This is a genomic window from Stenotrophomonas sp. I18B00994 (assembly GCF_014145825.1).
Taxonomy (GTDB): Bacteria; Pseudomonadota; Gammaproteobacteria; order Xanthomonadales; family Xanthomonadaceae; genus Stenotrophomonas; species Stenotrophomonas maltophilia.
Genome location: NZ_JACIUW010000023.1, coordinates 50,957 through 72,195, shown reverse-complemented (window position 1 = coordinate 72,195; position 21,239 = coordinate 50,957). Strand labels below are relative to the sequence as shown.

At 68.1% G+C, this 21,239-nt stretch carries 22 protein-coding genes and 1 pseudogene; 8 read left to right on the top strand and 15 right to left on the bottom strand.

Translation table 11 applies throughout. From position 1 onward, the window contains the following. Window positions 1–604 precede the first annotated feature (604 nt). From H4O10_RS19205 to H4O10_RS19180, 6 genes are read left to right on the top strand one after another with little or no spacing between them, the layout of a single operon-like run. On the top strand, window positions 605–1,225 hold the full coding sequence (locus tag H4O10_RS19205; protein ID WP_033834743.1) for a LemA family protein: 621 nt from the start codon (window positions 605–607) through the stop codon (window positions 1,223–1,225). Between the two features lie 3 nt (window positions 1,226–1,228). Then, window positions 1,229–2,098 carry a TPM domain-containing protein gene (locus H4O10_RS19200; protein ID WP_033834744.1) on the top strand — a complete coding sequence of 290 codons (870 nt, stop codon included), beginning with the start codon at window positions 1,229–1,231 and terminating at the stop codon, window positions 2,096–2,098. Continuing rightward, window positions 2,098–2,592: a TPM domain-containing protein gene (locus H4O10_RS19195; RefSeq protein WP_033834745.1), complete on the top strand. Its 495-nt coding sequence runs from the start codon at window positions 2,098–2,100 to the stop codon at window positions 2,590–2,592. Before H4O10_RS19200 ends, H4O10_RS19195 begins: the two co-directional genes overlap by 1 nt. A gap of 51 nt (window positions 2,593–2,643) precedes the next feature. Further along, window positions 2,644–3,531, top strand: a complete 888-nt coding sequence (lgt, locus tag H4O10_RS19190) for a prolipoprotein diacylglyceryl transferase (protein ID WP_033834746.1) — start codon at window positions 2,644–2,646, stop codon at window positions 3,529–3,531. Beyond that, window positions 3,528–4,322: a thymidylate synthase gene (locus H4O10_RS19185; protein WP_033834747.1), complete on the top strand. Its 795-nt coding sequence runs from the start codon at window positions 3,528–3,530 to the stop codon at window positions 4,320–4,322. Before lgt ends, H4O10_RS19185 begins: the two co-directional genes overlap by 4 nt. Window positions 4,323–4,327: 5 nt before the next feature. After that, window positions 4,328–4,819 carry a dihydrofolate reductase gene (locus H4O10_RS19180; protein WP_024958640.1) on the top strand — a complete coding sequence of 164 codons (492 nt, stop codon included), beginning with the start codon at window positions 4,328–4,330 and terminating at the stop codon, window positions 4,817–4,819. Window positions 4,820–4,944: 125 nt separating this feature from the next. Here H4O10_RS19180 and H4O10_RS19175 read toward each other — a convergent pair whose 3' ends face one another. The 10 genes and pseudogenes from H4O10_RS19175 to H4O10_RS19130 form a co-directional block, all read right to left on the bottom strand. After that, window positions 4,945–5,607, bottom strand: coding sequence for a DUF1287 domain-containing protein (locus H4O10_RS19175; protein WP_049453912.1), 663 nt, complete (start codon window positions 5,605–5,607; stop codon window positions 4,945–4,947). Continuing rightward, complete coding sequence (locus H4O10_RS19170) at window positions 5,604–6,629, bottom strand: symmetrical bis(5'-nucleosyl)-tetraphosphatase (RefSeq protein ID WP_024958642.1); 1,026 nt, start codon at window positions 6,627–6,629, stop codon at window positions 5,604–5,606. The genes H4O10_RS19175 and H4O10_RS19170 overlap by 4 nt, the downstream gene beginning before the upstream one ends. A gap of 15 nt (window positions 6,630–6,644) precedes the next feature. Continuing rightward, window positions 6,645–7,028 (bottom strand): Co2+/Mg2+ efflux protein ApaG, encoded by a 384-nt coding sequence (gene apaG / locus H4O10_RS19165; protein WP_005412297.1) that lies wholly within the window; start codon window positions 7,026–7,028, stop codon window positions 6,645–6,647. Between the two features lie 13 nt (window positions 7,029–7,041). After that, window positions 7,042–7,845 carry a 16S rRNA (adenine(1518)-N(6)/adenine(1519)-N(6))-dimethyltransferase RsmA gene (gene rsmA, locus H4O10_RS19160; protein WP_033834750.1) on the bottom strand — a complete coding sequence of 268 codons (804 nt, stop codon included), beginning with the start codon at window positions 7,843–7,845 and terminating at the stop codon, window positions 7,042–7,044. Continuing rightward, window positions 7,842–8,822, bottom strand: coding sequence for a 4-hydroxythreonine-4-phosphate dehydrogenase PdxA (pdxA, locus tag H4O10_RS19155; protein WP_033834751.1), 981 nt, complete (start codon window positions 8,820–8,822; stop codon window positions 7,842–7,844). The genes rsmA and pdxA overlap by 4 nt, the downstream gene beginning before the upstream one ends. Before the next feature lie 18 nt (window positions 8,823–8,840). Beyond that, window positions 8,841–10,169, bottom strand: a pseudogene (locus tag H4O10_RS19150) (peptidylprolyl isomerase); the annotation flags it as partial. Next, window positions 10,166–12,667 (bottom strand): LPS-assembly protein LptD, encoded by a 2,502-nt coding sequence (gene lptD / locus H4O10_RS19145; RefSeq protein WP_080240921.1) that lies wholly within the window; start codon window positions 12,665–12,667, stop codon window positions 10,166–10,168. The pseudogene H4O10_RS19150 and the gene lptD, both read right to left, overlap by 4 nt. Before the next feature lie 89 nt (window positions 12,668–12,756). Then, window positions 12,757–13,695, bottom strand: coding sequence for a histone deacetylase family protein (locus tag H4O10_RS19140; RefSeq protein WP_005412302.1), 939 nt, complete (start codon window positions 13,693–13,695; stop codon window positions 12,757–12,759). 9 nt (window positions 13,696–13,704) lie between these two features. Beyond that, window positions 13,705–14,259 carry a cob(I)yrinic acid a,c-diamide adenosyltransferase gene (locus H4O10_RS19135; protein ID WP_033834179.1) on the bottom strand — a complete coding sequence of 185 codons (555 nt, stop codon included), beginning with the start codon at window positions 14,257–14,259 and terminating at the stop codon, window positions 13,705–13,707. Between the two features lie 8 nt (window positions 14,260–14,267). Continuing rightward, complete coding sequence (locus H4O10_RS19130) at window positions 14,268–14,852, bottom strand: hypothetical protein (RefSeq protein WP_005408145.1); 585 nt, start codon at window positions 14,850–14,852, stop codon at window positions 14,268–14,270. A gap of 106 nt (window positions 14,853–14,958) precedes the next feature. On the opposite strand from H4O10_RS19130, the gene ubiH reads away from it, so the two are divergent. Together ubiH and H4O10_RS19120 are read left to right on the top strand one after the other, a co-directional pair. After that, window positions 14,959–16,167, top strand: coding sequence for a 2-octaprenyl-6-methoxyphenyl hydroxylase (gene ubiH, locus H4O10_RS19125; RefSeq protein WP_049402191.1), 1,209 nt, complete (start codon window positions 14,959–14,961; stop codon window positions 16,165–16,167). Next, window positions 16,164–17,345, top strand: coding sequence for a UbiH/UbiF family hydroxylase (locus H4O10_RS19120; RefSeq protein ID WP_049453909.1), 1,182 nt, complete (start codon window positions 16,164–16,166; stop codon window positions 17,343–17,345). The genes ubiH and H4O10_RS19120 overlap by 4 nt, the downstream gene beginning before the upstream one ends. A gap of 310 nt (window positions 17,346–17,655) precedes the next feature. On the opposite strand, the gene H4O10_RS19115 is transcribed toward H4O10_RS19120, so the two are convergent. From H4O10_RS19115 to H4O10_RS19095, 5 genes are all read right to left on the bottom strand, one after another. After that, window positions 17,656–18,051 carry a hypothetical protein gene (locus tag H4O10_RS19115; RefSeq protein WP_005408148.1) on the bottom strand — a complete coding sequence of 132 codons (396 nt, stop codon included), beginning with the start codon at window positions 18,049–18,051 and terminating at the stop codon, window positions 17,656–17,658. Between the two features lie 51 nt (window positions 18,052–18,102). Further along, on the bottom strand, window positions 18,103–19,170 hold the full coding sequence (gene rlmM, locus H4O10_RS19110) for a 23S rRNA (cytidine(2498)-2'-O)-methyltransferase RlmM (protein WP_033834177.1): 1,068 nt from the start codon (window positions 19,168–19,170) through the stop codon (window positions 18,103–18,105). After that, window positions 19,154–19,714: a nucleoside deaminase gene (locus H4O10_RS19105; protein WP_033834176.1), complete on the bottom strand. Its 561-nt coding sequence runs from the start codon at window positions 19,712–19,714 to the stop codon at window positions 19,154–19,156. The genes rlmM and H4O10_RS19105 overlap by 17 nt, the downstream gene beginning before the upstream one ends. Before the next feature lie 97 nt (window positions 19,715–19,811). Then, on the bottom strand, window positions 19,812–20,534 hold the full coding sequence (locus H4O10_RS19100; protein ID WP_033834175.1) for a DUF6348 family protein: 723 nt from the start codon (window positions 20,532–20,534) through the stop codon (window positions 19,812–19,814). Window positions 20,535–20,585: 51 nt separating this feature from the next. Then, window positions 20,586–21,239 carry a membrane protein gene (locus H4O10_RS19095; protein ID WP_033834174.1) on the bottom strand — a complete coding sequence of 218 codons (654 nt, stop codon included), beginning with the start codon at window positions 21,237–21,239 and terminating at the stop codon, window positions 20,586–20,588.

The window sequence follows — 21,239 nt, the reverse complement described above, 5'->3', positions numbered from 1 at the left end:
GGGCTTGCCGCCCTGCACCCGCTGCAATCAACGTCAACGTCAAAAGCTGGTTATCCGTGGGGTGGCGGGGTGGGTCCGGTGGCGGGGGACGCCGTGAATCCGTCCCTGGAGGCTTGGCAGCCGCATCCATGCGGCCAGATCAGACACCCCCGCCACCGGACCCACCCCGCCTTCGACAATTTCCCGCGGTCTGCCGGAACGGCGTTCCGCTCCGGTAGGTGTCGACCTTGGTCGACACGAATGCCTGAAGAACCGCGTTTTGCTTTTGATTTTTCTTTTGATCTCCCCGCGGTGCCCAGGAAATTGTCCGTGGCCGGGAGGGTGGGTTGGCTGGGGGCGTGAGCGCCATGGGCCCGAGGCATGCCACGGGCGGGTTGGGCAGGATGCCCAACCCCGGTCTTGCCGTGTGCGCAGGACAGCGCACACGAGCAAGCGCGATCGAGCTTACATGGACGTACTTGCAGCGCCCCCCAGCCAACCCACCCTCCCGGCCGACCCCGATAACGCTTCCTCGCCAACCACCGCGGAGGGGGCGGCGCCCGATGGCCGGTCTTTCACTCGAACCGTGGCATGCTCGGTGCCCAGTCCACCCGGAACCTCCGCCATGCGCCTGTTCACCCGTGTCCTGCCCCTGATGCTGCTGGCCTCCCTGCTGTCCGGCTGCGGCTACAACGCCATCCAGCAGAAGGATGAAGCGGTCAAGGCCGGCTGGTCCGAAGTGCTCAACCAGTACAAGCGCCGCGCCGATCTGGTGCCCAACCTGGTGCAGACCGTGAAGGGCTTCGCCAGCCAGGAAGAGCGCGTGCTGACCGAAGTCACCAACGCCCGCTCGCGTGTTGGTCAGATCAACGTCAACGCCGACGACGAAGCCTCGCTCAAGCAGTTCCAGCAGGCCCAGGGTGAACTCGGCAGCGCACTGTCGCGGCTGCTGGTGGTCACCGAGAACTACCCGGTGCTGAAGTCGGACCAGAACTTCCGCGACCTGCAGGCTCAGCTGGAAGGCACTGAAAACCGCATCACCGTCGCCCGCGGCCGCTACATCCAGCAGGTGCAGGACTACAACACCTACATCCGCTCGTTCCCGCAGGTGATCACCGCCAAGATCTTCGGTTACAAGACCAAGCCGAACTTCACCGTGGAAAACGAAGCGCAGATCTCCAACGCGCCGGCGGTCGATTTCGGCAGCGCGCCGCAGCAGCAGCCGGCACCGCAGCCGGGCCACTGACCCATGCGCCTGGCCACTGCGCTCCTGGCCCTGCTGCTGTGGCTGCCGCTGGCTTCGCATGCACAGCAGCTCGCTCCGATTCCGGCGCTGGATTCGCCGGTGGTCGATACCACCGGCACGCTGGACGCCACGCAGAAGCAGGCGCTGGTGCAGCAGGCGATTGAGCTGCAGCAGCGCAAGGGCAGCCAGCTGCAGGTGCTGGTGGTGCCCACCACCCAGCCGGAAGACATCGCGCAGTACACCACGCGGGTCTTCGACCAGTGGCAGATCGGCCGCAAGGGCGTGGACGACGGGGTGCTGCTGGTGGTGGCCAAGGACGACCGGCGCGTGCGCATTGAACCCGGTTATGGTCTGGAGGGAGCGATTCCCGATGCCATCGCCAACCGGGTCATCCAGGAGTACCTGGTGCCGCGCTTCCGCAGCGGCGACTACGCCGGTGGCATCACCGACGCCACGGCGGTGCTGGTCAAGCTGATCGACGGCGAAACGCTGCCGGCACCGGTCAGTGGCTATCGCGGGCGTGAGCCCAGCGGTGGTGGCGATACCTGGTTCCTGGCGCTGTTCATCGGTGTGTTCGCCGGCAGCATCCTGCGCGGCGTGTTCTCGCGCGTGCCGCGACCGCTGCGCGGCCTGCTCGGCGGTGCCGGTGCGGCGCTGGCGGCGTTCCTGTTCACCTCCACGCTGCTCGCCAGTGGCCTGGCTGGCGTCGTGGGCCTCATTGTTGCCATGCTCTCCGGTCACCCGGGCCGCTTTGCCGGTGGCGGTGGCTGGGGCGGTGGCAGCTGGGGCGGCGGAGGCGGCTTCGGCGGCGGCGGCGGTTGGGGCGGCGGCGGTGGCCGCTCCGGCGGTGGTGGTGCTTCGGGGGGCTGGTGATGATCCAACGACTGTGTCGTCATGTATTTTCGCCGTCGGTACGGCGCGCGTTCCCGCCCGCCACGCTGCAGGCGATCACCGAGGCCATCGCAGCCGGTGAGCAGCGCCACGGCGGCCAAGTGATGTTCGCGGTGGAAGCGGACCTGCCGCTGGCCGCGCTGTGGCACAAGGTCACCCCGCGCCAGGCCGCCGAACATGCCTTCGCGCGCCTGCGCACCTGGGATACCACCCACAACAACGGTGTGCTGATCTACCTGCTTCTGGCCGACCACGCCATAGAGATCGTCGCCGACCGTGGCCTGCAGGGCCGGGTCAGCCCGGCACAATGGCAGCGGGTCTGCACCCACCTGCGCGAGGGCCTGCGTGGCTCCAATCCGGTGGAAGCGCTGCAGGATGCCATCGACGAGGTCTCCAGCCTGATCGAAGGGCACTTTCCGGCCTCGACCCGGTCGAACGATGACGCGTTGCCGAACTCGCCCCAGCTCCTTGGTTGAGCCGGGGCGGCACTGGCCCGAGAATAGGCGTTCAACCGCAAGGCACCTTCCATGATCTATTTCCACGACATCGACCCCATCGCCCTCTCGCTGGGGCCGATCAAGGTGCATTGGTACGGCATCATGTACCTGCTGGGCTTCACCGCCGCCTGGCTGCTGGGACGCAAGCGCATCGCCGCCGGCCGCCTGCCGGGCGTCGACGCCAATGGTTTCTCCGACCTGCTGTTCTACGCCATGCTTGGCGTGGTGCTGGGCGGGCGCATCGGCTACATGCTGTTCTACGCGCTGGGCGATTTCCTGCACAACCCGCTGCTGCTGTTCAAGGTGTGGGACGGCGGCATGAGCTTCCACGGTGGCCTGCTGGGCGTGCTGGGCGCCTGCTGGTGGTGGTCGCGCAAGCACAAGCTGCATTTCTTCGACACCATGGATTTCATGGCGCCGCTGGTACCGCTGGGCCTGGGCTTCGGCCGCATCGGCAACTTCATCGGTGCCGAGCTGTGGGGCAAGTACACCGACGGTACCTGGGGCGTGGTGTTCCCGTCCGGCCTGCCGGCGCCGCTGAACCAGCTGGACCACGCGACCCTGCAGGCGCAGTTCGCCACCGGCGCGCTGAACCAGTTCGCGCGCCATCCGTCGCAGTTGTATGAAGCCTTCCTGGAAGGCCTGGTGATGTTCGTGGTGCTGTGGGCCGTGTCGGCCAAGCCGCGCCACCGTTACCTGGTCGGCGGCCTGTTCGCGCTGATGTACGGCCTGTTCCGCTTCGCGGTGGAGTTCGTGCGCATGCCCGACAACGGCGTCTACGTGGCCTTCGACTGGCTGACCCGTGGCCAGATCCTCAGCCTGCCGCTGATCGCCTTCGGCCTGGTGCTGCTGGTGATGTCGCGCCGCGCGCCGGTGCTGCAGCCGCAGTTGCCGGTGGCTGCCGAGGGCAAGGCATGAAGCCCTACCTGGACCTGCTGGCGCACGTGCTCGAACACGGCGCCGAGAAGAGTGATCGCACCGGCACCGGCACCCGCAGCGTGTTCGGCTGGCAGATGCGCTTCGACCTCAATGAAGGTTTCCCGCTGGTCACCACCAAGAAGCTGCACCTGCGCTCGATCATCCACGAGCTGCTGTGGTTCCTGAAAGGCGACACCAACATCGGCTACCTGAAGGACAACCAGGTGCGCATCTGGGACGAGTGGGCCGACGGGAACGGCGATCTCGGCCCGGTGTACGGCAAGCAGTGGCGCAGCTGGGCCACCGCCGATGGCCGTGAGATCGACCAGATGCAGTGGCTGGTCGACGAGATCAAGCGCAACCCCGATTCGCGGCGGCTGGTGGTCAGCGCCTGGAACGTGGGCGAGCTTTCGCAGATGGCGCTGATGCCGTGCCACAACCTGTTCCAGTTCTACGTGGTGGACGGCAAGCTCAGCTGCCAGCTGTACCAGCGCAGCGGCGACATCTTCCTCGGCGTGCCGTTCAACATCGCCAGCTACGCGCTGCTGACCCACATGGTGGCGCAGGCCACCGGCCTGGGCGTGGGCGATTTCGTGCATACGCTGGGCGACGCGCACCTGTATTCGAACCACTTCGAGCAGGCGCGCGAGCAGCTGTCGCGTGAACCGCGCGCGCTGCCCAAGCTGTGGTTGAACCCGGAGGTGACCGATCTGTTCGGCTTCCAGTTCGACGACATCCGCATCGACGGTTACGATCCGCACCCGGCGATCAAGGCGCCGGTGGCGGTATGAGCGCGATGAAGCTGTCGATGATCGTGGCGCTGGATCGCAACCGTGGCATCGGCCAGGGCAATGCCATGCCCTGGCACCTGCCGGATGATTTCAAGCACTTCAAGGCGCTCACCCTGGGCAAGCCGATCCTGATGGGCCGCAAGACGGCCGAATCGATCGGCCGCGTGCTGCCGGGACGGACCAACCTGGTGCTGACCCGCAGCGGCCAGGTGCCGTTCGAGGGCATGCGCGCGGTGGCGTCGCTGGACGAGGCGAAGGCGATTGCCGAAGGCGAGGGCGCCAGCGAGCTGTGCATCATCGGCGGCGGCGAGATCTTCCACCAGCTGCTGGACCAGGCCAGTGACCTGTACCTGACCTGGGTGGATGCCGAAATCCCCGCTGATACCCATTTCCCCGAAGTCGACATGCAGGACTGGCGGGAAGTGAGCAGCGAGCCGCACCCGGCCGACGAACGCCATGCCTACGCGTTCCGCTTCGCGCACTACGTGCGCCGCTGATCGCGCAAATACCAACGAAAACACCGACGGGGATGTCGACGGGGTAGAGTCGACTGTTGGTCGACTGCTCTCGGCGGTCACCCGAAAAACCCACGCTGCGCGCGATAGTCGACTGACAGTCGACTCTACCTGGGCTGTCGCTGCGGCATCCGGTAATGCCCGATGATGGCGTGCTGGAACAACAGGTTCTCTTCGCGCGTGCCGCGCGCGATGTTGTGCAGCACCAGCGGCGTGCCATTGGCCAGCCGCCGGTCGGAGACGATGCCCACGTGCAGCAGGCCGTTGCCGTTGAGCTTCCAGGCGACGATGTCGCCGGCCGCATAGTCGGTGGCGGCGGCCGTGACCGGTTGCTGCCAGCCCTGCCGTTCGAACCAGCGCATCAGGTTCGGCACACGGCGATGATCGATGTTGCGGTCCGGCCGTGACAGGCCCCAGATCGCGGGATAGGCACTGAAATTGCCGCGCATGTCTTCATGCACGCGCGCCTGCAGGTCCAGGCCCTGGCTGCGCAGGGCACGCACCACCACGTCGGTGCACACGCCGCGATCAACCGGAACGTCGCCGCCGGGATAGGCCAGCACCTGATAGGCAGGGTTGTAGCGGGTGGTGACGCCGACCTGTGCGCGCGCCGCTGCCACCAGCGGCGGCGAAGGCGCCTGCGGTTGCGATGGCGTGAGGCCGGCGTTTCCGCCGTCGGCGGGGGCCGGGGCCGAAGGGGGCTGGCAGCCGCTGGCCAGGGCCACCGTCAACAGCAGCACCGTCCATGGTGCCACACCGCGCCGCGTCATGCCTGCGGCGGGGGACTGTTGCTGCCGGGGCCCGCAGAGCCACCACCCGCGCCGCCGCCACGGCGACGACGACGGCGTGGGCCGCGGTTGCCCGGGTTGGCGGCCGGGGTGTTGCCGCCGCCCTGTTCCTTGCCCTGCGCCGATGCCGCCGGGCGCTCGTGCGCCGGTCGCGCTGGCGGGCGTGCGTTGGGCACGGGTGCGGGGACATCGCGGCCCGGCACCTGCACCACGCGCAGTTCATCGGTATCGAGCTGGATCGCGGTCAGCTTGCCGCCCCAGACTGCGCCGGTGTCGATGGCATGCACGCCCTGGGTGATGGTCAGGCCCAGCGCCGACCAGTGGCCGCAGACGATCTTCAGGTCGCGCTCGACCCGGCCCGGCACTTCGAACCAGGGGTACAGTCCCTGTTCCTGCGTGCCCGGCGTGCCCTTGTCCTCGATGCCGATGCGCCCGCGCGGGGTGCAGTAGCGCATGCGGGTGAGCACATTGATGATCGCGCGTGAACGGTCGTAGCCGGACAGGTTCGGTGCCCAGCTCGGCTTGTCGCCGTACATGTTGCGGAACAGCTTGCGGTAGCCGGCACCGTGCAGTTGCGCCTCGACCTCGGCGGCATGCTTTTCGGCCATCTGCGTGGTCCACTTCGGCGCCAGGCCGGCGTGCACCATCATCCAGCCCAGCTCGCGGTCCACGTGCACCAGCTTCTGCAGGCGCAGCCAGTCCAGCAGTTCGTCGCGGTCCTCGGCCTGCACGATGCGCAGCAGGTCCGGGTTGACCTTGCGCTGTTCCTCTTCGGTGCGTGCACCGACGGCCAGCAGCGAAAGGTCATGGTTGCCCAGCACCACCACGCTATGCTCGCGCAGCGAATGCACCAGCCGCAGTGTTTCCAGCGACTGGCCACCGCGGTTGACCAGGTCGCCGCAGAACCACAGGGTGTCCTGCGCCGGGTCGAAGCGGATCTTCTCCAGCAGCCGCTGGGTGACGTCATAGCAGCCCTGCAGGTCGCCGATCGCCCACACACTCATCGTCCGGCCTCCGTGTCAGTGCAGGGTACGCGGGATGGCCAGCACGAAAGGTGCGACCGGCGCGGCAAATTCGGTGCCGTCGTCGGCGACCATGTCGTAGTGGCCCTGCATGGTCCCGTGATCGGTCCCCAGCATGACACCGGACGTGTAATGGAAGTCTTCACCGGGACGCAGGCGTGGCTGCTCGCCGATCACCCCGTCGCCATCGACATGCTCGACGCGGCCGTTGGCATCGGTGATGCGCCAGTGGCGTGCGACCAGGCGCGCGGCAACCCGCCCCTGGTTGTGGATGCGGATCGTGTAGGCGAACGCATAGCGTCCGTCTTCCGGCGCGGATTGATCGTCGAGGAAGCGCGGTGCGACTTCGACGGAGATGGCGTAAACGTCAGCGTCTTCCATACCGGCAGTGTAATCAGGAGGCATTGGCCAAAGCGATGAATTCGGCCACGTCCAGCTGTTCGGCGCGGGCATCGGGACGCACGCCGGCGGCAACGAACTGTTCGGCGGACACCACGTTGTTCAGGGCGTTGCGCAGGGTCTTGCGGCGCTGCCCGAAGGCGGCCTTGACCACTTCGGCGAAACGCTTGTGGTCGTTGATGTCGATCGCGGCCGGGTCACGCGGCACCAGCCGCACCACGGCCGAATCGACCTTCGGCGGCGGCCGGAACGCGCCCGGCGGCACCACGAACAGCGAGGTCACCTGGCAGTAGGCCTGCAGCATCACGCTGAGCCGGCCGTACACCTTGCTGCCGGGGCCGGCGGCCATGCGGTCGACCACTTCCTTCTGCAGCATGAAATGCATGTCGCGGATAACCGCGGCATGTTCCAGTGCATGGAACAGGATCGGCGAGGAGATGTTGTAGGGCAGGTTGCCGACCAGGCGGATCGGCTGGCCGGCGGCCAGCTCGGTGAAGTCCACGCGCAGCACGTCGCGGTGGACGATGGTCAGCTCGCCCAGCGGCTCGGCGGCGGCGGTCAGCGGCGCGATCAGGTCACGGTCGAACTCGATCACCGTCAGTTTCGGATGCACGCGCAGCAGCGGCAGCGTGATCGCGCCCTGGCCGGGACCGATCTCGACCAGGCGGTCACCGTCTTTCGGGTTGACCGCCATCACGATCTTGTCGATGTAGTGGCGGTCGGCCAGGAAATGCTGGCCAAGCTGCTTCTTGGCCGGGGCGGTGAACACCGGGCCGGAGGGGGAGTGCGGGGAATTCATGCGCTCAGTGTACGTTGCCGCGCAAGCTGCGCACACAACGTCGTTGCCGCCTGCAGGCTGGAAGGATCGGCAACGCCACGGCCGGCAAGGTCCAGCGCGGTGCCGTGGTCCACTGCAACGCGTGGGTAGGGCAGGCCCAGGGTCAGGTTCACCGCCTGCTCGAAGCCCGAGTACTTCAGCACCGGCAGGCCCTGGTCGTGGTACATCGCCAGCACGGTGTCGAAGCCGGCCAGCTTGGCCGGCAGGAAGGCGGTATCGGCTGGCAGCGGCCCGATCAGGTCCATGCCCTCCGCGCGCAGGCGCTGCAGCAGCGGGATGACCAGGTCCAGTTCCTCGCGGCCCAGATGGCCGTCTTCGCCGGCGTGCGGGTTCAGGCCGAGCACGGCGATGCGTGGCGCGGGCAGGCCGAACTCGCGGCGCAGCGCGGCGTGCACGGTGCGAAGGGTGTGTTCCAGGCTGGGCGTGGTGATCGCGTCGGCCACCTCGCGCAGTGGCAGGTGGGTGGTGGCCAAGGCCACGCGCACGATGTGGTTGGCCAGCATCATCACCACCTTCACCCCAGCCTGGTCGGCCAGCAGTTCGGTGGTGCCGCTGTAGGCGATGCCGCCTTCGTTGATGACGGCCTTGTGCACCGGGCCGGTCACCACGCCGTGCAGTTCGCCTGACAGGCAGGCCTGGCCGGCACCGAGCAGGGCGCCGATGACCGCGCCGGCATTGGCCGGATCGGCCTGGCCGAAACGGCTCGGGGTGGCATTGGCCACCACGCGCAGGCGCAGGTCGCCGGGGACGCGCGCTTGGGCATCCTCGGGCAGCAGTTGCAGCGGCAGGTTCAGCGCGGCCGCGGCCGCGCGCAAGGTGTCCGGGTCGGCGAAGGCCAGCAGCCGACAATCTTCACGCGGCTGCTGGACGAGGCGGACGCACAGCTCCGGGCCGATCCCGGCGGGCTCGCCCGGTACCAGAGCGAGCTCGGGGCGCATCGATCAGGACTGCGGCGGCGTGGCGGTGTTTTCCGCGCGGTCGCCACTGCGGAAGCTAACGTAGGCTTCGCCGCGCAGTTCCTGCAGGAAGCGGTTGTACTCGTCTTCCAGCTTGCGGCGGCCAATGGTCTCGCGGACCTGGGCACGCTGGTTGTCGTTGGTCACGTCGGTCTGGCGAGTGGCCACGCGCTGCAGGATGTGCCAACCGGCATCGGTGCGGAACGGCTGGCTGACGCCGCCGTCCTGGATGGCGGCCACCTGCTGGCCAAAGGCCGGACCGAACGCATCGGCCGGGAACCAGCCCAGATCGCCGCCCTGACCCTTGCTGTTGTTGTCCTCGGAGGACTCCTTGGCCACGGTCTCGAAGTCCGCGCCACCGGCAATGCGGGCACGCAGGGTATCGATCTTGGCTTTGGCGGCCGCGTCGGTCTGATGATCGTCCACGCGCACCAGGATGTGGCGACCGTGGTACTCGGTGACGGTGCTTGCGCCAGCGGTGGCGCTGGCATCGCGCACTTCCACCAGCTTCAACAGCTGGAAGCCGCTGGGGCCACGGATCGGGCCGACTACTTCGCCGGGCTTCATCTTTTCCATCATCTGCGCGAAGGCCTGCGGGATTTCATCCAGGCTGCGCCAGCCCAGGTCGCCGCCTTCCAGCGCATTGGGGCTGTCGGAATAGCGCACGGCCGCCGCGTTGAAGTCCAGCTCGCCCTTGTCCAGCAGGGCCTTGACGCCATCGGCCTTCTTCTGGCCGGTGGCGATCTGGTCGGCGTTGGCGCCGTCCGGCAACGCGACCAGGATGTGCGCCAGGTGGTACTGGTTGCCTACCGTGGCCTGCTGCTTCAGCGCGGCATCGACTTCACCCTCGCTGACGCTGATGCGGCTCTGCGCGAAGCTCTGGCGCAGGCGCTGCACGGTGATCTCATCACGCACCGATGCGCGGAAATCGTTGAAATCGATGCCGTCGTGGGCCAGGCGCTGGCGCAGGGTGTCCAGGTTCGAACCGTTCTGCTGGGCGATGGAGTTCATCGCCTGGTTCAGCTCCTGGTCGCTGACCCGGATGCCGCTGCCCTGGGCGCGGGCCACCTGCAGCTTGACCAGCACCAGGCGCTCGAGCACCTGGCGGCTGAGCACGTCTTCCGGCGGCAGCTGGTTTTCCCGCCCGGCGTACTGCGCCTTGATGTTGGCGATCGCACGCTGGAGCTCGCTCTGCAGGATCACGTCCTCATCGACGACGGCGGCAATGCGGTCGAGCGGCTGCGCCTCCTGGGCAAGCACCTGCAGGGGGGCGGACACGCTGGACACCGCCAGCAGCGAGGCGAGTAGAACGGGGAAGCGCTTGGTCATGGGATCAGATTCGGATCGTAGTCATCGCGGGTCGCCCCGGTGTTGCTGGGCGGCACGAGATAGAGGTCGTCGCGGTTGTAGCCGAGGATAGCACGGCGCAGAGTGCGGTCCGTGTCCTGGCCGATGGAGCTCAGGCCCTTCAGGACGAACTCCACCTGGATGGAGTTGTTCATCTCGCCTTCGCGATTGCGGACATAGCGGCGGCCGACCACACGCACGGCCAGGCAGCAGCTGTCCCACTGGACACCGCCGATGATTTCCAGCGGCTCCTTGTCCTGCAGCGAGTAGTAATAGCGGCCGACCAGGCTCCAACGCGCATTCAGCGGGTACAGGAACGACAGGTCGGCCTGCTCCAGCAGGGTGCGGTCATACTTGTTGGCACCGGGCAGAGCACCGGCATTGATGCGGTAGCGGTAGCTCAGGTTGACCACGCCGTCGTTGGGCATCAGGTAGCGGGCACGGACGCTGGCCAGATCCTCGCGCTTGTACTTCGGGTCCCACTGGTAGGTGGCGCCCAGGGTCCAGCGGTCGTTGATCATGTAGTTGCCGTCGGCGATCCAGGCCGACTTGCCCTTTTCCACCGGGGCGCCGCCGGGGGTGGTGGTCACCCGCGACTCATCGAAGTACTGGATCTGGCCGATCGAGGCCGAGAAACGTTCCTTGCCGGTGGTCTGGTCGATGAACCGGGTGCTCACCGCCAGGGTCAGCTGGTTGGCGTCGTTCTGGCGGTCGGCGCCGGTGTAGCGCGAATCGCGGAACAGCTGGCCCCAGCTGAAGGTGAAGTCACGGGTGTCGAAGATCGGAAGGTCGTCCTGGTTGCGGTACGGCGTGCGCAGGTAGAACAGGCGCGGTTCCAGGGTCTGCAGGAAGGACTTGCCGCCGATGCTGGTTTCGCGGTCGAAGAACAGGCCGGCATCGATGCTGCCGATCGGCAGGCTGCGGCTGGGCGAGGTGTTGCCGCGCAGCTGCTCGGGCGTGGCCGTGTTCGGGTCGATGCCCTGCGAACTCAGGATCTGGGCCTGGATGCCTCTCACACCATCCACCAGGCCACGGTCCAGCTGATAGGCGGTGTAGCGGTAGGCCAGGGTCGGGGTCACATACCAGGCCGCGCCGCTGATCGGGAATGACACATACGGCTTCACGTCCAATCGCGAACCGCCGCTGACACCGACGCCGTCGGTCCACTGCAGTCCATTGCGGGTGTACTGCAGATCCTTACCGGTGCCGACGGCGTTCTTGAAGTTGATGTCGTCGTGGGTGAAGCGCACCGCTTCGGCGTAGATGCCGGCTTCCAGCCAGGGCCGGACCGGCTTGTCCCAGTTGAAGTACAGGCGCGGCTGGCGGTTGTAGGGCAGGGCGCGCTCGTCGAGCGTGTAGTCGGTCAGCTGCCAGCGGTCGGCCATGATGCCGGCCGTCCAGTTCTTGCCGGTGCCGTACAGGCCCACCGTGCTCTGCAGGTTGGAGGCGGTCACCCCCACCAGGCGGTTGGCGAAATCCTCGACATAGCGCTCGTCGCTGACCCAGGCCAGATTGGCACGCGCGTGCCAGTTACTGTCCAGGTTGTGGTAGCCGGAGAACATCACCCGGCCGCGGTCACGGTCGCGCAGGCGGTCGTTGGGCATGAACGAGGTCAACACCTCGCCGCGGCCGCCGTTGTAGAGGTAGCGGAACTCGTTGTCGAGCAGCAGGCCGCGCCGGCTCATGTAGCGCGGGGTCAGCGTGTCGTCGTAGTTCGGTGCCAGGTTGAAGTAGATCGGCTGGGCGTAGTCGAAGCCGTTGCGCCCGGACATGCCCAGCTGCGGGAACAGCAGGCCGGTCTTGCGGCGGTCATCGATCGGGAACTTGAAGTACGGCGCCCACAGCACCGGCACCTTGCCGATGCGCAGCACGGCGTTGCGCGCGGTGCCGAAGCCCTCGTCGTTGTCCACTTCGATCTGCGGTGCCGACAGCTTCCACACCGGCTGCGAGGGATCGCAGGTGGTGTAGGTGGAGCGGTGCATCTGGCCGACCGCACCCTGCAGGTCGACCGACTCGGCATCGCCGTTGCCCCGGCGCGACACCAGCTGGTACTTGATGTCGGAGATCTTGTGGGTATCGCTTTCCTGGTTGCCTTCGGCACGCTTGGCGACCATCCGGATCGACCCGTCCTGGTAGCGGACATTGCCGTCGGCGATGTAGTTGCCGGTCTCGGTGTCGAAGCTGAGCTTGTCGGTACCGACGAACTGGTCACCCCGGCGCAGCGCCACGTTGCCCTCGTACTGCGGCACGGTGGTGGTGCCCAGCAGCTGGTCACCCTCGATGTCGGTCGGCTGCTGCTCGCGGGCGGCCGCGGCGGCAGCCTTGTCCTGGGCCGGGACCGGGGTGGGGGCGTCAGTGAACGCGGGAATGACGTCGGTGGCCGGGCACAGGCCCCAGTTGAGCGGCTTTTCATCGGCCATCGCCGGCAGGCTGATGGCGATGCTCAGAGGCAGGGGAAGCAGGCGGAGGGCTCGGCGCACGCGGTTCGGATTCGGGCGAAAACGGACGGTAGCTTGCCCCATCCCTTGCATAGGGGCAATGAAGGACGCCGGAGCCTGCCGGTTCGGGTTCATCCGGCGGAGGTGCCCACGGACGGCGTGAGCAGGGCCTGGACATGGGCCACGCTGCACTCGGCCAGGGCCTGCAGGTCGTAGCCACCCTCCAGCATCGAGACCACCCGGCCGGCCGCGTGACGGCGTGCCAGTGCGTGCAGTTCACCGGTGATCCAGGCGAAATCGTCGGTCTCCAGCATCAGGTCCGCCTGCGGATCACGCAGGTGGGCGTCGAAGCCGGCCGAGATCAGCAGCAGCTGCGGGCGGAAGTCGTCGATGGCCGGCAGCATCTCGTCGGCCCAGACATTGCGGAAGCGGAAGCCGCCGCTGCCCGGCGGCAGCAGGATGTTCATCAGGTTGCCGGCACCGCGGTCACGGCGCAGGCCGGAATTGGGGAACAGCCCGGCCTGGTGGGTGCTGTAGTACGAGACCCGGGCGTCGTGCTGGAAGATGTCCTGGGTGCCGTTGCCGTGGTGGACGTCGAAGTCGACCACCGCGATCCGTTCCAGGCCGTGGCGGTCGCGGGCATAGGCGGCGGCGATGGCGATGTTGTTGAGCAGGCAGAAGCCCATCGCCGTGCTGCTGGTGGCGTGGTGTCCCGGCGGGCGTACCGCGCAGAAGGCCAGCGGGTCGTCGCCCAGCATCACCGCATCGACCGCGGCCACGCCGGCACCGGCGGCGTGCACGGCGGCGCTGGCCGAACCGGGTGAGGTCCAGGTGTCCATGTCCAGCTGGCGCAATGGTGCGGTCTGCGGTTGCAGCACGAAGTCGAGCAGGGCGCTGTCGTGGACCCGGGTCAGTTCACCGAACTTGGCCGGTGGCGCTTCGCGCCACTCCAGCTGGCCGGGGAACGCGGTGTGCAGCGCGTCCAGCACATGCTGCAGGCGTTGCGGGCACTCCGGGTGGCCGGGGCCGGGGTCGTGCAGCAGGCAGGACGGATGGGTGTAGACCAGCATCGTGCAGGCTCAGCGCTGGCGCTGCTGTGGTTGCCACAGCGCTTCGCCCTGGCCGTCGGCACGGGCCAGCACCCGGGCCAGTACGAACAACAGGTCCGACAACCTGTTCAGGTACTGCAACGCCTCGCTGCGCACGGCCTCGTGGCGGGCCAGGGTGACCGTTTCGCGCTCGGCGCGGCGGACGATGGTGCGGGCCAGATGGCAGCGCGCGGCGGCTTCGCCGCCGGCCGGCAGGATGAATTCCTTCAGCATCGGCAGGCCGGCGTTGTAATGGTCCAGCTGCTGTTCCAGGGCGGAGACATCGGCGGCGTGGATCGCGGCGTGGCCGGGGATGCACAGTTCGGCGCCCAGGTCGAACAACTGGTGCTGCAGATGCACCACCAGCGCGCGCACATCCTCGGGCAGGGGCACGGCCAGCAGCAGGCCGAGCGCGGCATTGGCCTCGTCGACGGTGCCGTAGGACGCCACCCGGGCGTCATCCTTGGGCACGCGCTGGCCGTCACCGAGGCCGGTACTGCCGTCGTCGCCGGTGCGGGTGTAGATGCGCGAGAGGCGATGACCCATGTCGCGGCTCAGTGGCGGATGTCGCGGCGGGCCTGCTGGAGCTTCAACACCTGCTCCACGGCCAGCTGCAGGGCGGCGGCCAGCGCCACGTAGATCGCCGTGGTGCGCAGGTAGGGGCCGAACCACTGCGCGTAGTTCTGTGCCCAGCCGGCCAGGGTCGGCTCGGCCACGTTGCTGCTGGTCCAGTAGAAGCCGCCCTGCGCCAGCAGGTGGCAGACCGCCACCGAGGCGACCAGCAGCAGCGCGCCCTTGGCCAGTACCGGCCAGCGCGCGCTCTGGTAGTTGCGGCCCAGCAGCATGCCGCCGGCCCACAGCGAGAAATAGGCCGGCAGCAGCAGCCAGTAGCCCGGCGACACGCAGTAGTGCTGCCAGAAGTCCAGGCCGCTGCTGCGGATCACGATCCAGTCCACCAGCACCGCGAACACCATCAGCAGCGGGAACGCCCAGCGCGTCCAGCGGGCCAGGTAGAAGCCACCGATGAAGAACACCGCCCATGAGGCATCGGGGATCGCCGCGAAGTGATTGACACGGGTCGCTGCCAGCACCAGAACGAGCACGGACAGGACGAAGGCGCGGTTGGCAGTGTCGGACATGGTGGCGGGCCCGGAGCGGATTCAGGTTTCATTCTAGCCCGCCGCGCGGGTTGGCGCAGGACCGGCCGTTCGGCGTACAGACGGGGCGAGCGCGTATCATGAACGCATGAGTGAACGACATGACGTGCTGATTGTCGGTGGTGGCCTGGTCGGCGCCAGCCTGGCCATTGCCCTGGACCGCCTCGGCCGCGACGTGGGCCTGCTCGAGGCCAGCCCGGCCGGCGAGCTGCCGGCGGTGTTCGACCAGCGCAATCTCAGTTTTGCCGCTGCCACCGTCAATGCGCTGACCGCGCTGGGGGTGATGCAGAAGCTGGCGATGGCACCGGGCCCGATCCGGCGCATCCACGTCAGCCGTGCCGGCGATTTCGGCCGTGTGCAGCTGGAAGCGGCCGATTACGACCGGCCTTGGTTCGGCCAGGTGGTGGTCGCCCGCGACTTCGGCCAGGCGCTGGAAGCGCGGCTTCAGGAGCTGCCGCGGCTGCGCCGTTACCGGCCGATGCGGTTCCTGGGCCTGGGTGAAGTGGTCGACGGCTACCGCCAGGTGCGGGTCGCCGATGAGGCCGGCGAGCGCGTATTGCTGGCACGGCTGGTGGTGGGTGCCGACGGTACGACCAGTGGCGTGCGTGGTGCACTGGGCATCGAGGTCGACCGCCATGATTTCCAGCAGACCCTGTTCGTGGCCCGTGTACGCAGCCAGCGCGTGCCGGATGGCACCGCGTGGGAGCGTTTCACCGATACCGGCCCGACGGCCCTGCTGCCGCGCGGCGATCGTCACTTCGGCACCGTGCATGGTGTTGCGCGCGACCAGGCCGATGCGGTGATGGCGCTGGACGATGCCGCCTGGCTGCAACGCCTGCAGAACGCGATCGGCTGGCGTGCCGGCCGCCTGCTCGAGTCCGGCCCGCGCAGCGCCTACCCGCTCATCCAGGTGCTGGCGCGCGCCCTGGCCGGTGAGCGCACGGTGCTGCTGGGCAATGCCGCGCAGACCATTCATCCGCTGGGTGCACAGGGCTTCAACCTGGGCCTGCGCGATGCGCTGACCCTGGCCGAGCTGCTGGAGGATGCGCATGAAGATGCCGGCAGTGATGCACTGCTGCAGGCCTATGTCGCGCGCCGCGAGGAAGATCGCCGGCAGACGGTGGCGTTCTCCGGCGGCCTGGCGCGCCTGACCAGCAACCCGGCGCCGCTGATGCGGCCGCTGCGCAGCCTCGGCCTGGTGGCCGCGCAACGCGCATCGGTGCAGTCGATGCTGGTCGGTGGCGCGATGGGCTTCCGCGGCGAAGTGCCGCGCCTGTGCCGCGGAGAAGCCGCATGAGCCGGCGCATGCGCCTTGATGTGGCCATCGTCGGTGGTGGCGTGGTCGGTGCCGCGTGCGCGCTGGCGCTGGCCGATGCCGGCCTGTCGGTTGCGCTGGTGGAAGGTCGTGAGCCCGCGCCGTGGCAGGCCGCACAGCCTGACCTCCGCGTGTTCGCCTTCGCTGCTGACAACGTACAACTGTTGAGCCGCCTGGGCGTGTGGCCGGCGATCGTGCAGGCCCGCGCCTGGCCCTACCGGCGCATGCAGGTGTGGGATGCGGCCGGCGGCGAAGATCTGCTGTTCGATGCCGATCGCTTCGGCCGTCGTGAACTGGGCTACATCGTCGAGAACGGCCTGCTGCAGGATCGCCTGTGGGCGGCGTTGCCGGCGGCGGGCGTGCAGCTGCACTGCCCGGCGCGGGTGGAAGCGCTGGAGCAGGACGACGACGGCGTGCGCCTGCGCCTGGATGACGGTCGTCGCCTGGAAGCGGCGTTGGCGGTAGCCGCCGACGGCGCCGAATCGACCCTGCGCCAACTGGCCGGGATCGAGGTTGAAAAGCATGACTACCACCAGCGTGGCGTGGTGGCCTACGTGGACAGCGATCTTCCCAACCAGGCCACCGCCTGGCAGCGTTTCCTGCCGAGCGGGCCGCTGGCGCTGCTGCCGGTGGCCGAGCGCCGCAGCTCGATCGTCTGGACCCTGCCCGAGGACGAGGCGGCGCGCGTGCTGGCGCTGGACGAAGACAGCTTCAACCGCGAACTGACCCGCGCCTTCGCGGCGCGGCTGGGTGAGCTGCGGCTGGCATCACCGCGCGCAGCCTTCCCGCTGCGCCGCCAGCTGGCACGTCACTACGTGGCCGGCCGTGTGCTGGCATTGGGTGATGCCGCGCACGTGGTGCATCCGCTGGCCGGGCAGGGCGTGAACCTGGGCCTGCGCGATGTGGCCGCCCTGCAGCAGTGGCTGGCGCCGTCGGCCGAGCGCCGTGGCCAGCCGCGGCTGTCGCCGCAGCGCCTGCAGCGCTGGGCACGCGAACGGCGCAGCGACAACCAGATCGCCGCCTACAGCTTCGATGCGATCAACCGCCTGTTCTCCAACGACGAAATGCACCTGACCCTGGCCCGCGGACGCGCGCTGGGCTGCGTCGGCAAATGGCCGCCGATGGTGCAGGCATTCTGGAAGCGCGCCGCCGGGGTGTAGCCGGAGAGCGAACCGCACGTTGCTGGGGGGCACCGCTGGCGCGTTAGCAACCACGGGATCCCGCTCTGGTAGGTGCCAACCTTGGTTGGCACGTCTGCCAGGTCACGTCGGTCCAGATGGGGCGACGGCGTTTCCGATGCTGTGCCAACCAAGGTTGGCACCTACCGGAAGCGGACTCCGCTACCGCTACCGCCGTTGCTCCAGTAGATCCACGCCATGCGTGGATGAAGATCGCGCTGGATCAAAAAAGGGGACGGAGGGGATTAAGTCGTTTGTGCCACAAACGACTTAATCCCCTCCGTCCCCTTTTTCAGTCGACCAGCCAGCCGGCCAGGTCGGCACGATCCAGCTTGCCGCGACGCTTCACGTCCAACGCATTGAACTCATCGGCCAGCGCGGGATTCGCCTGCGCTTCCTCGCGGCTGATGAAACCATCGCCGTTCACATCCAGCGCAGCGAAGTGGATGCGGTACTGGCCAACCACGCTGCTCGGTTCCAGCGAACGCACGGTCACCTGCGCCTCGCCGGCCGGCTGCGGAATCTCGACGCTGCCGCTGACCCGGCCCGCATCCAGCGGTTGCTGGCGGATCGCGCCGCCGGTGGGGCCCAGCGGCTGGCTTTGTGCCGGGGTGTGCGGCAATTGCTGGGCCACCGCTGGTGCGGCGGCCAGCAGGGTGATCAGCAGCGGAATCGTTCGATGTCGCATGGATGCTCCTCCCTCTGCAGCGCCGGGGTATGCCCGGCGGACGTGATGGCCTCAGCGCAACGGCGAGGCCAGTACGGTGATCTCCTCACGGTCGTGATAGAGCTGCTTGGCACGCACCACCAGCGGTTTGCCGGCCTGGTCCTGGAACAGGTCCAGGCACAGGCGGGTTTCGTCCCAGCGCTTCTTCATCGGCAGCTTCAGGTTGAAGATCGCGTGCCGGCACCAGCCTTCGCGGAACCAGGTGGCCATGCGTTCGGCCACGCGGCGCGGCTGCTCGACCATGTCGCAGACCATCCAGTCCAGCGGCTGTTCCGGGTGCCAGTGGAAGCCATCGGCGCGCAGGTGCTCGACCAGGCCGGTGTCCAGCACGTGCTGGCGCAGTGGGCCGTTGTCGATGCTCAACACGTGCATGTGCTGGCGGGTCAGCACCCAGGTCCAGCCGCCGGGGGCGGCGCCCAGGTCGGCTGCACGCATGCCGGGCTTGGCCAGTGCTTCGCGTTCTTCCGGCGTCAGCAGGGTCAGCAGTGCTTCGTCCAGCTTCAGCGCCGAACGCGAGGGTGCTTCGGGCAGCAGCTTCAGGCGCGGGATGCCCAGTGCCCACGGCGCGCTGTCGGTCGGGTCGGCCACGCAGACGAAGGCGTGGGTGCCGTCGACGAACACCACATGCAGGCGCGGCAGGCGGTTGTTCGGCTTGTCAGTCAGCTTGCCGGCCTTGCGCAGCGCCGGGCGCAGTGCGTTGCCGAAGGCGCGGGCCAACCCGGACAGCGGCTTGCCGGCGTCCGAGTCCGGGTGTTCCACCCACAGGTCGCCGAAGCGCGGCGCATCGGCCAGCACGTCGAGCATCGGGGTAATACGGTCGGCCGGGTCCAGCTGCGGCAGCTCGGCCAGCACCACCAGCTTCTGCCGCGCGAAAATCAGCTCGCGCCAGCGCAGGCGCGGCGCCAGCGCGGCGGCTTCGTCGCACATGAAAAGCACGTAGCCATCATTGCGCTGGGTGCGCGCGTAGCCGGCGAAACCGGCTTCACCGGCGCGGAACTGCAGCTCGCCGGCCAGCTCGGGCTCGAAGCCCTGCCGGCACAGGCACAGCAGGCCGATGCCGGTCTCAGTAACGGGCGCCATCGCTTTCCCCGTAGGTGCGCAGCACGCTGCGCGCGGCGTCGCGGTTCAGGCCCTGCACCACTTCGATGCCACGCTTGTTGAGCTCGCCCACCCAGTCGGCCGGCAGCGGGCCTTCATCGAACGGGGTCAGTTCCTCGACGTCGGCCGAGTTGGCACCGATCAGCAGGCGGTCGATGCCGGCCCACACGGTAGCGCCATAGCACTGGCAGCACGGCTGCGAACTGGTGGCCAGGGTGACCGGCGACAGCACCGCGTTCAGGCGCGGGGTCTGCAGGCGCTGCTGGGCCAGCATGTAGGCCATGTTCTCGGCGTGCGCCAGCGAGGTCGCGTGCGGCATCACCCGGTTCACGCCGGCGGCGATGACCTTGTCGTCCGGTCCGAACACCACGGCACCGAACGGACCGCCACTGGCGTGCTCGACGTTCAGCCGCGACAGCTCGATCGCCAGCGCGACCTTGGCCTCATCGCTCGGATATCGACGATCCAGGTCGATCTGGTCGTGGATCCAGGCGGGAAGGGTCAGGTGGACTTGCGCGTACAGCATCGCGGGGGTGCCTCGTGTGGGATGGGAAAAAGTGAGGTTGCTTGGGGAACCGGCGCGCAGTGTAGCCGCACGGGCCTGTACCGGGTGTGGGCGTGGGTCAGCCCGGCGAGCCGGTGCGGATCACCACGTACTGCTTACGGAACTCCAGCCCGGCCTGCGGCCAGCTGGCCGCGTAGGCGCGCAGCAGGGGCAGGGCGGCGGCGAAGTCGTGGCCGTTGACCCGGCAATCGGCCTCGCACAGGCCGTCGGCATCGCGCGAGGCGAACAGGCGGATGGCGAGGAATTGGCGGGCTTTCAGCAGCTCGTCGAAGGCCTCCATGCTGCGGGTGAACAGGCAGCAGGGGCAGGAGCCATGATCGTCTTCGCTGCAGGTGGAGGCATCCACTTCCTGTGCACGGTAGTGCGCCAACGGCCCCAGCACTACAGTGCGCTCGTGTTCCTCGCCATTGTCACCGGCCGGATAGGTCAGGCCCATCATCGGCAGGCCCTGTGCGTCTTGGGCGCCGATCGCGGTCTGCAGGGTCACCAGGTCCACCCGGGCCCAGGCCTGGAAGCCGGACAACAGCGATGCCTGCTCATCGGCACCATTTGCGTGCTGGTACTCGAACAGACCATCGGCGAACAACTGCGGATGCTGGCTTTCAATGACGGTGGAGGTCTGCCAACCACCGTTGTCGCGCGCGTGTGCGGCCATTGCATGCGGGGTCAGGCGCAGGCCGCTGTCCAGCAGCAGCGCGTTGCCGTCGACGTGGCTGGCGACGCCCGCGTCCTGAAGGACCTGCTGCAGCAGCGGGAGGAGAGCGGCGGAGGTCGTGGTCATGTCAGGCCTGTGGGGTGGATGGGGTGGAACATCCAGGCAGGGCCTGGGCATCTAGCGGTCGAGCGCGTCGAGTTCGGCGCGATATCGCTGCGCGTCGGATTGCTGCTGCGGATCGTTGCCGTGGTCGCGCAGCCAGCTTTCCAGCTCGCGGCGATAGTCCGCGCGGAACTCGGCATTGCCCGGGCTGAAATGCAGCTTGCGTGCCGCCACCTCCACCCGCTCGCGCGCGCTGGCCCGGGCCTGGGCGACGCCGTGCGGGGATTCATTGGTGAGGATGACGAAGTTGCGTGGGAAGCCCGGCGTGTACTTGACCACGAACGGCTGGTCGCGCGCCGGGATACGGATGGCGTTTTCCAGCGGCCACAGCGAAGCGGTGTTGGTGTGGAACACCACGTCCACGTCGCGGCCCTCGGCGGTACGCAGCACCCCTTCGTAGCGCCAGATGTACTGCTCGTTGAGCGTGGAGCTGGTTCGCTCGGCCTTGACGATCACCGCTTCACCACGCTCGCCCACCACGTTGAGGAAGGTGGCGTTGAGGAAGTGGCCGAAGAACATGTTGAGCATCGCCAGCGGGAACACCACGATGGCGTAGCCCGGAAAGCGCCGCCACCACGAGACCAGCCCGGCCAGCACCATCGCTGCAAAGAACGTCAGCAGCGGATGCTGCGAGATGAACCAGAACAGGACGGAGAGGGCGGTGATCAT

Bases quoted from the DNA above. Each gene is read 5' to 3' on its own strand.
- lgt (WP_033834746.1), top strand. From the start codon at position 2,644: ATGATCTATTTCCACGACATCGACCCCATCGCCCTCTCGCTGGGGCCG.
- H4O10_RS19140 (WP_005412302.1), bottom strand. From the start codon at position 13,695: ATGCTGGTCTACACCCATCCGTCCTGCCTGCTGCACGACCCCGGCCCC.
- H4O10_RS19130 (WP_005408145.1), bottom strand. From the start codon at position 14,852: ATGTCCGACACTGCCAACCGCGCCTTCGTCCTGTCCGTGCTCGTTCTG.
- apaG (WP_005412297.1), bottom strand. From the start codon at position 7,028: ATGGAAGACGCTGACGTTTACGCCATCTCCGTCGAAGTCGCACCGCGC.
- H4O10_RS19120 (WP_049453909.1), top strand. From the start codon at position 16,164: ATGAGCCGGCGCATGCGCCTTGATGTGGCCATCGTCGGTGGTGGCGTG.
- H4O10_RS19200 (WP_033834744.1), top strand. From the start codon at position 1,229: ATGCGCCTGGCCACTGCGCTCCTGGCCCTGCTGCTGTGGCTGCCGCTG.
- H4O10_RS19115 (WP_005408148.1), bottom strand. From the start codon at position 18,051: ATGCGACATCGAACGATTCCGCTGCTGATCACCCTGCTGGCCGCCGCA.
- rsmA (WP_033834750.1), bottom strand. From the start codon at position 7,845: ATGAATTCCCCGCACTCCCCCTCCGGCCCGGTGTTCACCGCCCCGGCC.
- H4O10_RS19170 (WP_024958642.1), bottom strand. From the start codon at position 6,629: ATGAGTGTGTGGGCGATCGGCGACCTGCAGGGCTGCTATGACGTCACC.
- H4O10_RS19195 (WP_033834745.1), top strand. From the start codon at position 2,098: ATGATCCAACGACTGTGTCGTCATGTATTTTCGCCGTCGGTACGGCGC.
- H4O10_RS19135 (WP_033834179.1), bottom strand. From the start codon at position 14,259: ATGGGTCATCGCCTCTCGCGCATCTACACCCGCACCGGCGACGACGGC.
- H4O10_RS19095 (WP_033834174.1), bottom strand. From the start codon at position 21,239: ATGATCACCGCCCTCTCCGTCCTGTTCTGGTTCATCTCGCAGCATCCG.
- H4O10_RS19185 (WP_033834747.1), top strand. From the start codon at position 3,528: ATGAAGCCCTACCTGGACCTGCTGGCGCACGTGCTCGAACACGGCGCC.
- H4O10_RS19180 (WP_024958640.1), top strand. From the start codon at position 4,328: ATGAAGCTGTCGATGATCGTGGCGCTGGATCGCAACCGTGGCATCGGC.
- pdxA (WP_033834751.1), bottom strand. From the start codon at position 8,822: ATGCGCCCCGAGCTCGCTCTGGTACCGGGCGAGCCCGCCGGGATCGGC.
- ubiH (WP_049402191.1), top strand. From the start codon at position 14,959: ATGAGTGAACGACATGACGTGCTGATTGTCGGTGGTGGCCTGGTCGGC.
- rlmM (WP_033834177.1), bottom strand. From the start codon at position 19,170: ATGGCGCCCGTTACTGAGACCGGCATCGGCCTGCTGTGCCTGTGCCGG.
- H4O10_RS19205 (WP_033834743.1), top strand. From the start codon at position 605: ATGCGCCTGTTCACCCGTGTCCTGCCCCTGATGCTGCTGGCCTCCCTG.
- H4O10_RS19105 (WP_033834176.1), bottom strand. From the start codon at position 19,714: ATGCTGTACGCGCAAGTCCACCTGACCCTTCCCGCCTGGATCCACGAC.
- H4O10_RS19175 (WP_049453912.1), bottom strand. From the start codon at position 5,607: ATGACGCGGCGCGGTGTGGCACCATGGACGGTGCTGCTGTTGACGGTG.
- H4O10_RS19100 (WP_033834175.1), bottom strand. From the start codon at position 20,534: ATGACCACGACCTCCGCCGCTCTCCTCCCGCTGCTGCAGCAGGTCCTT.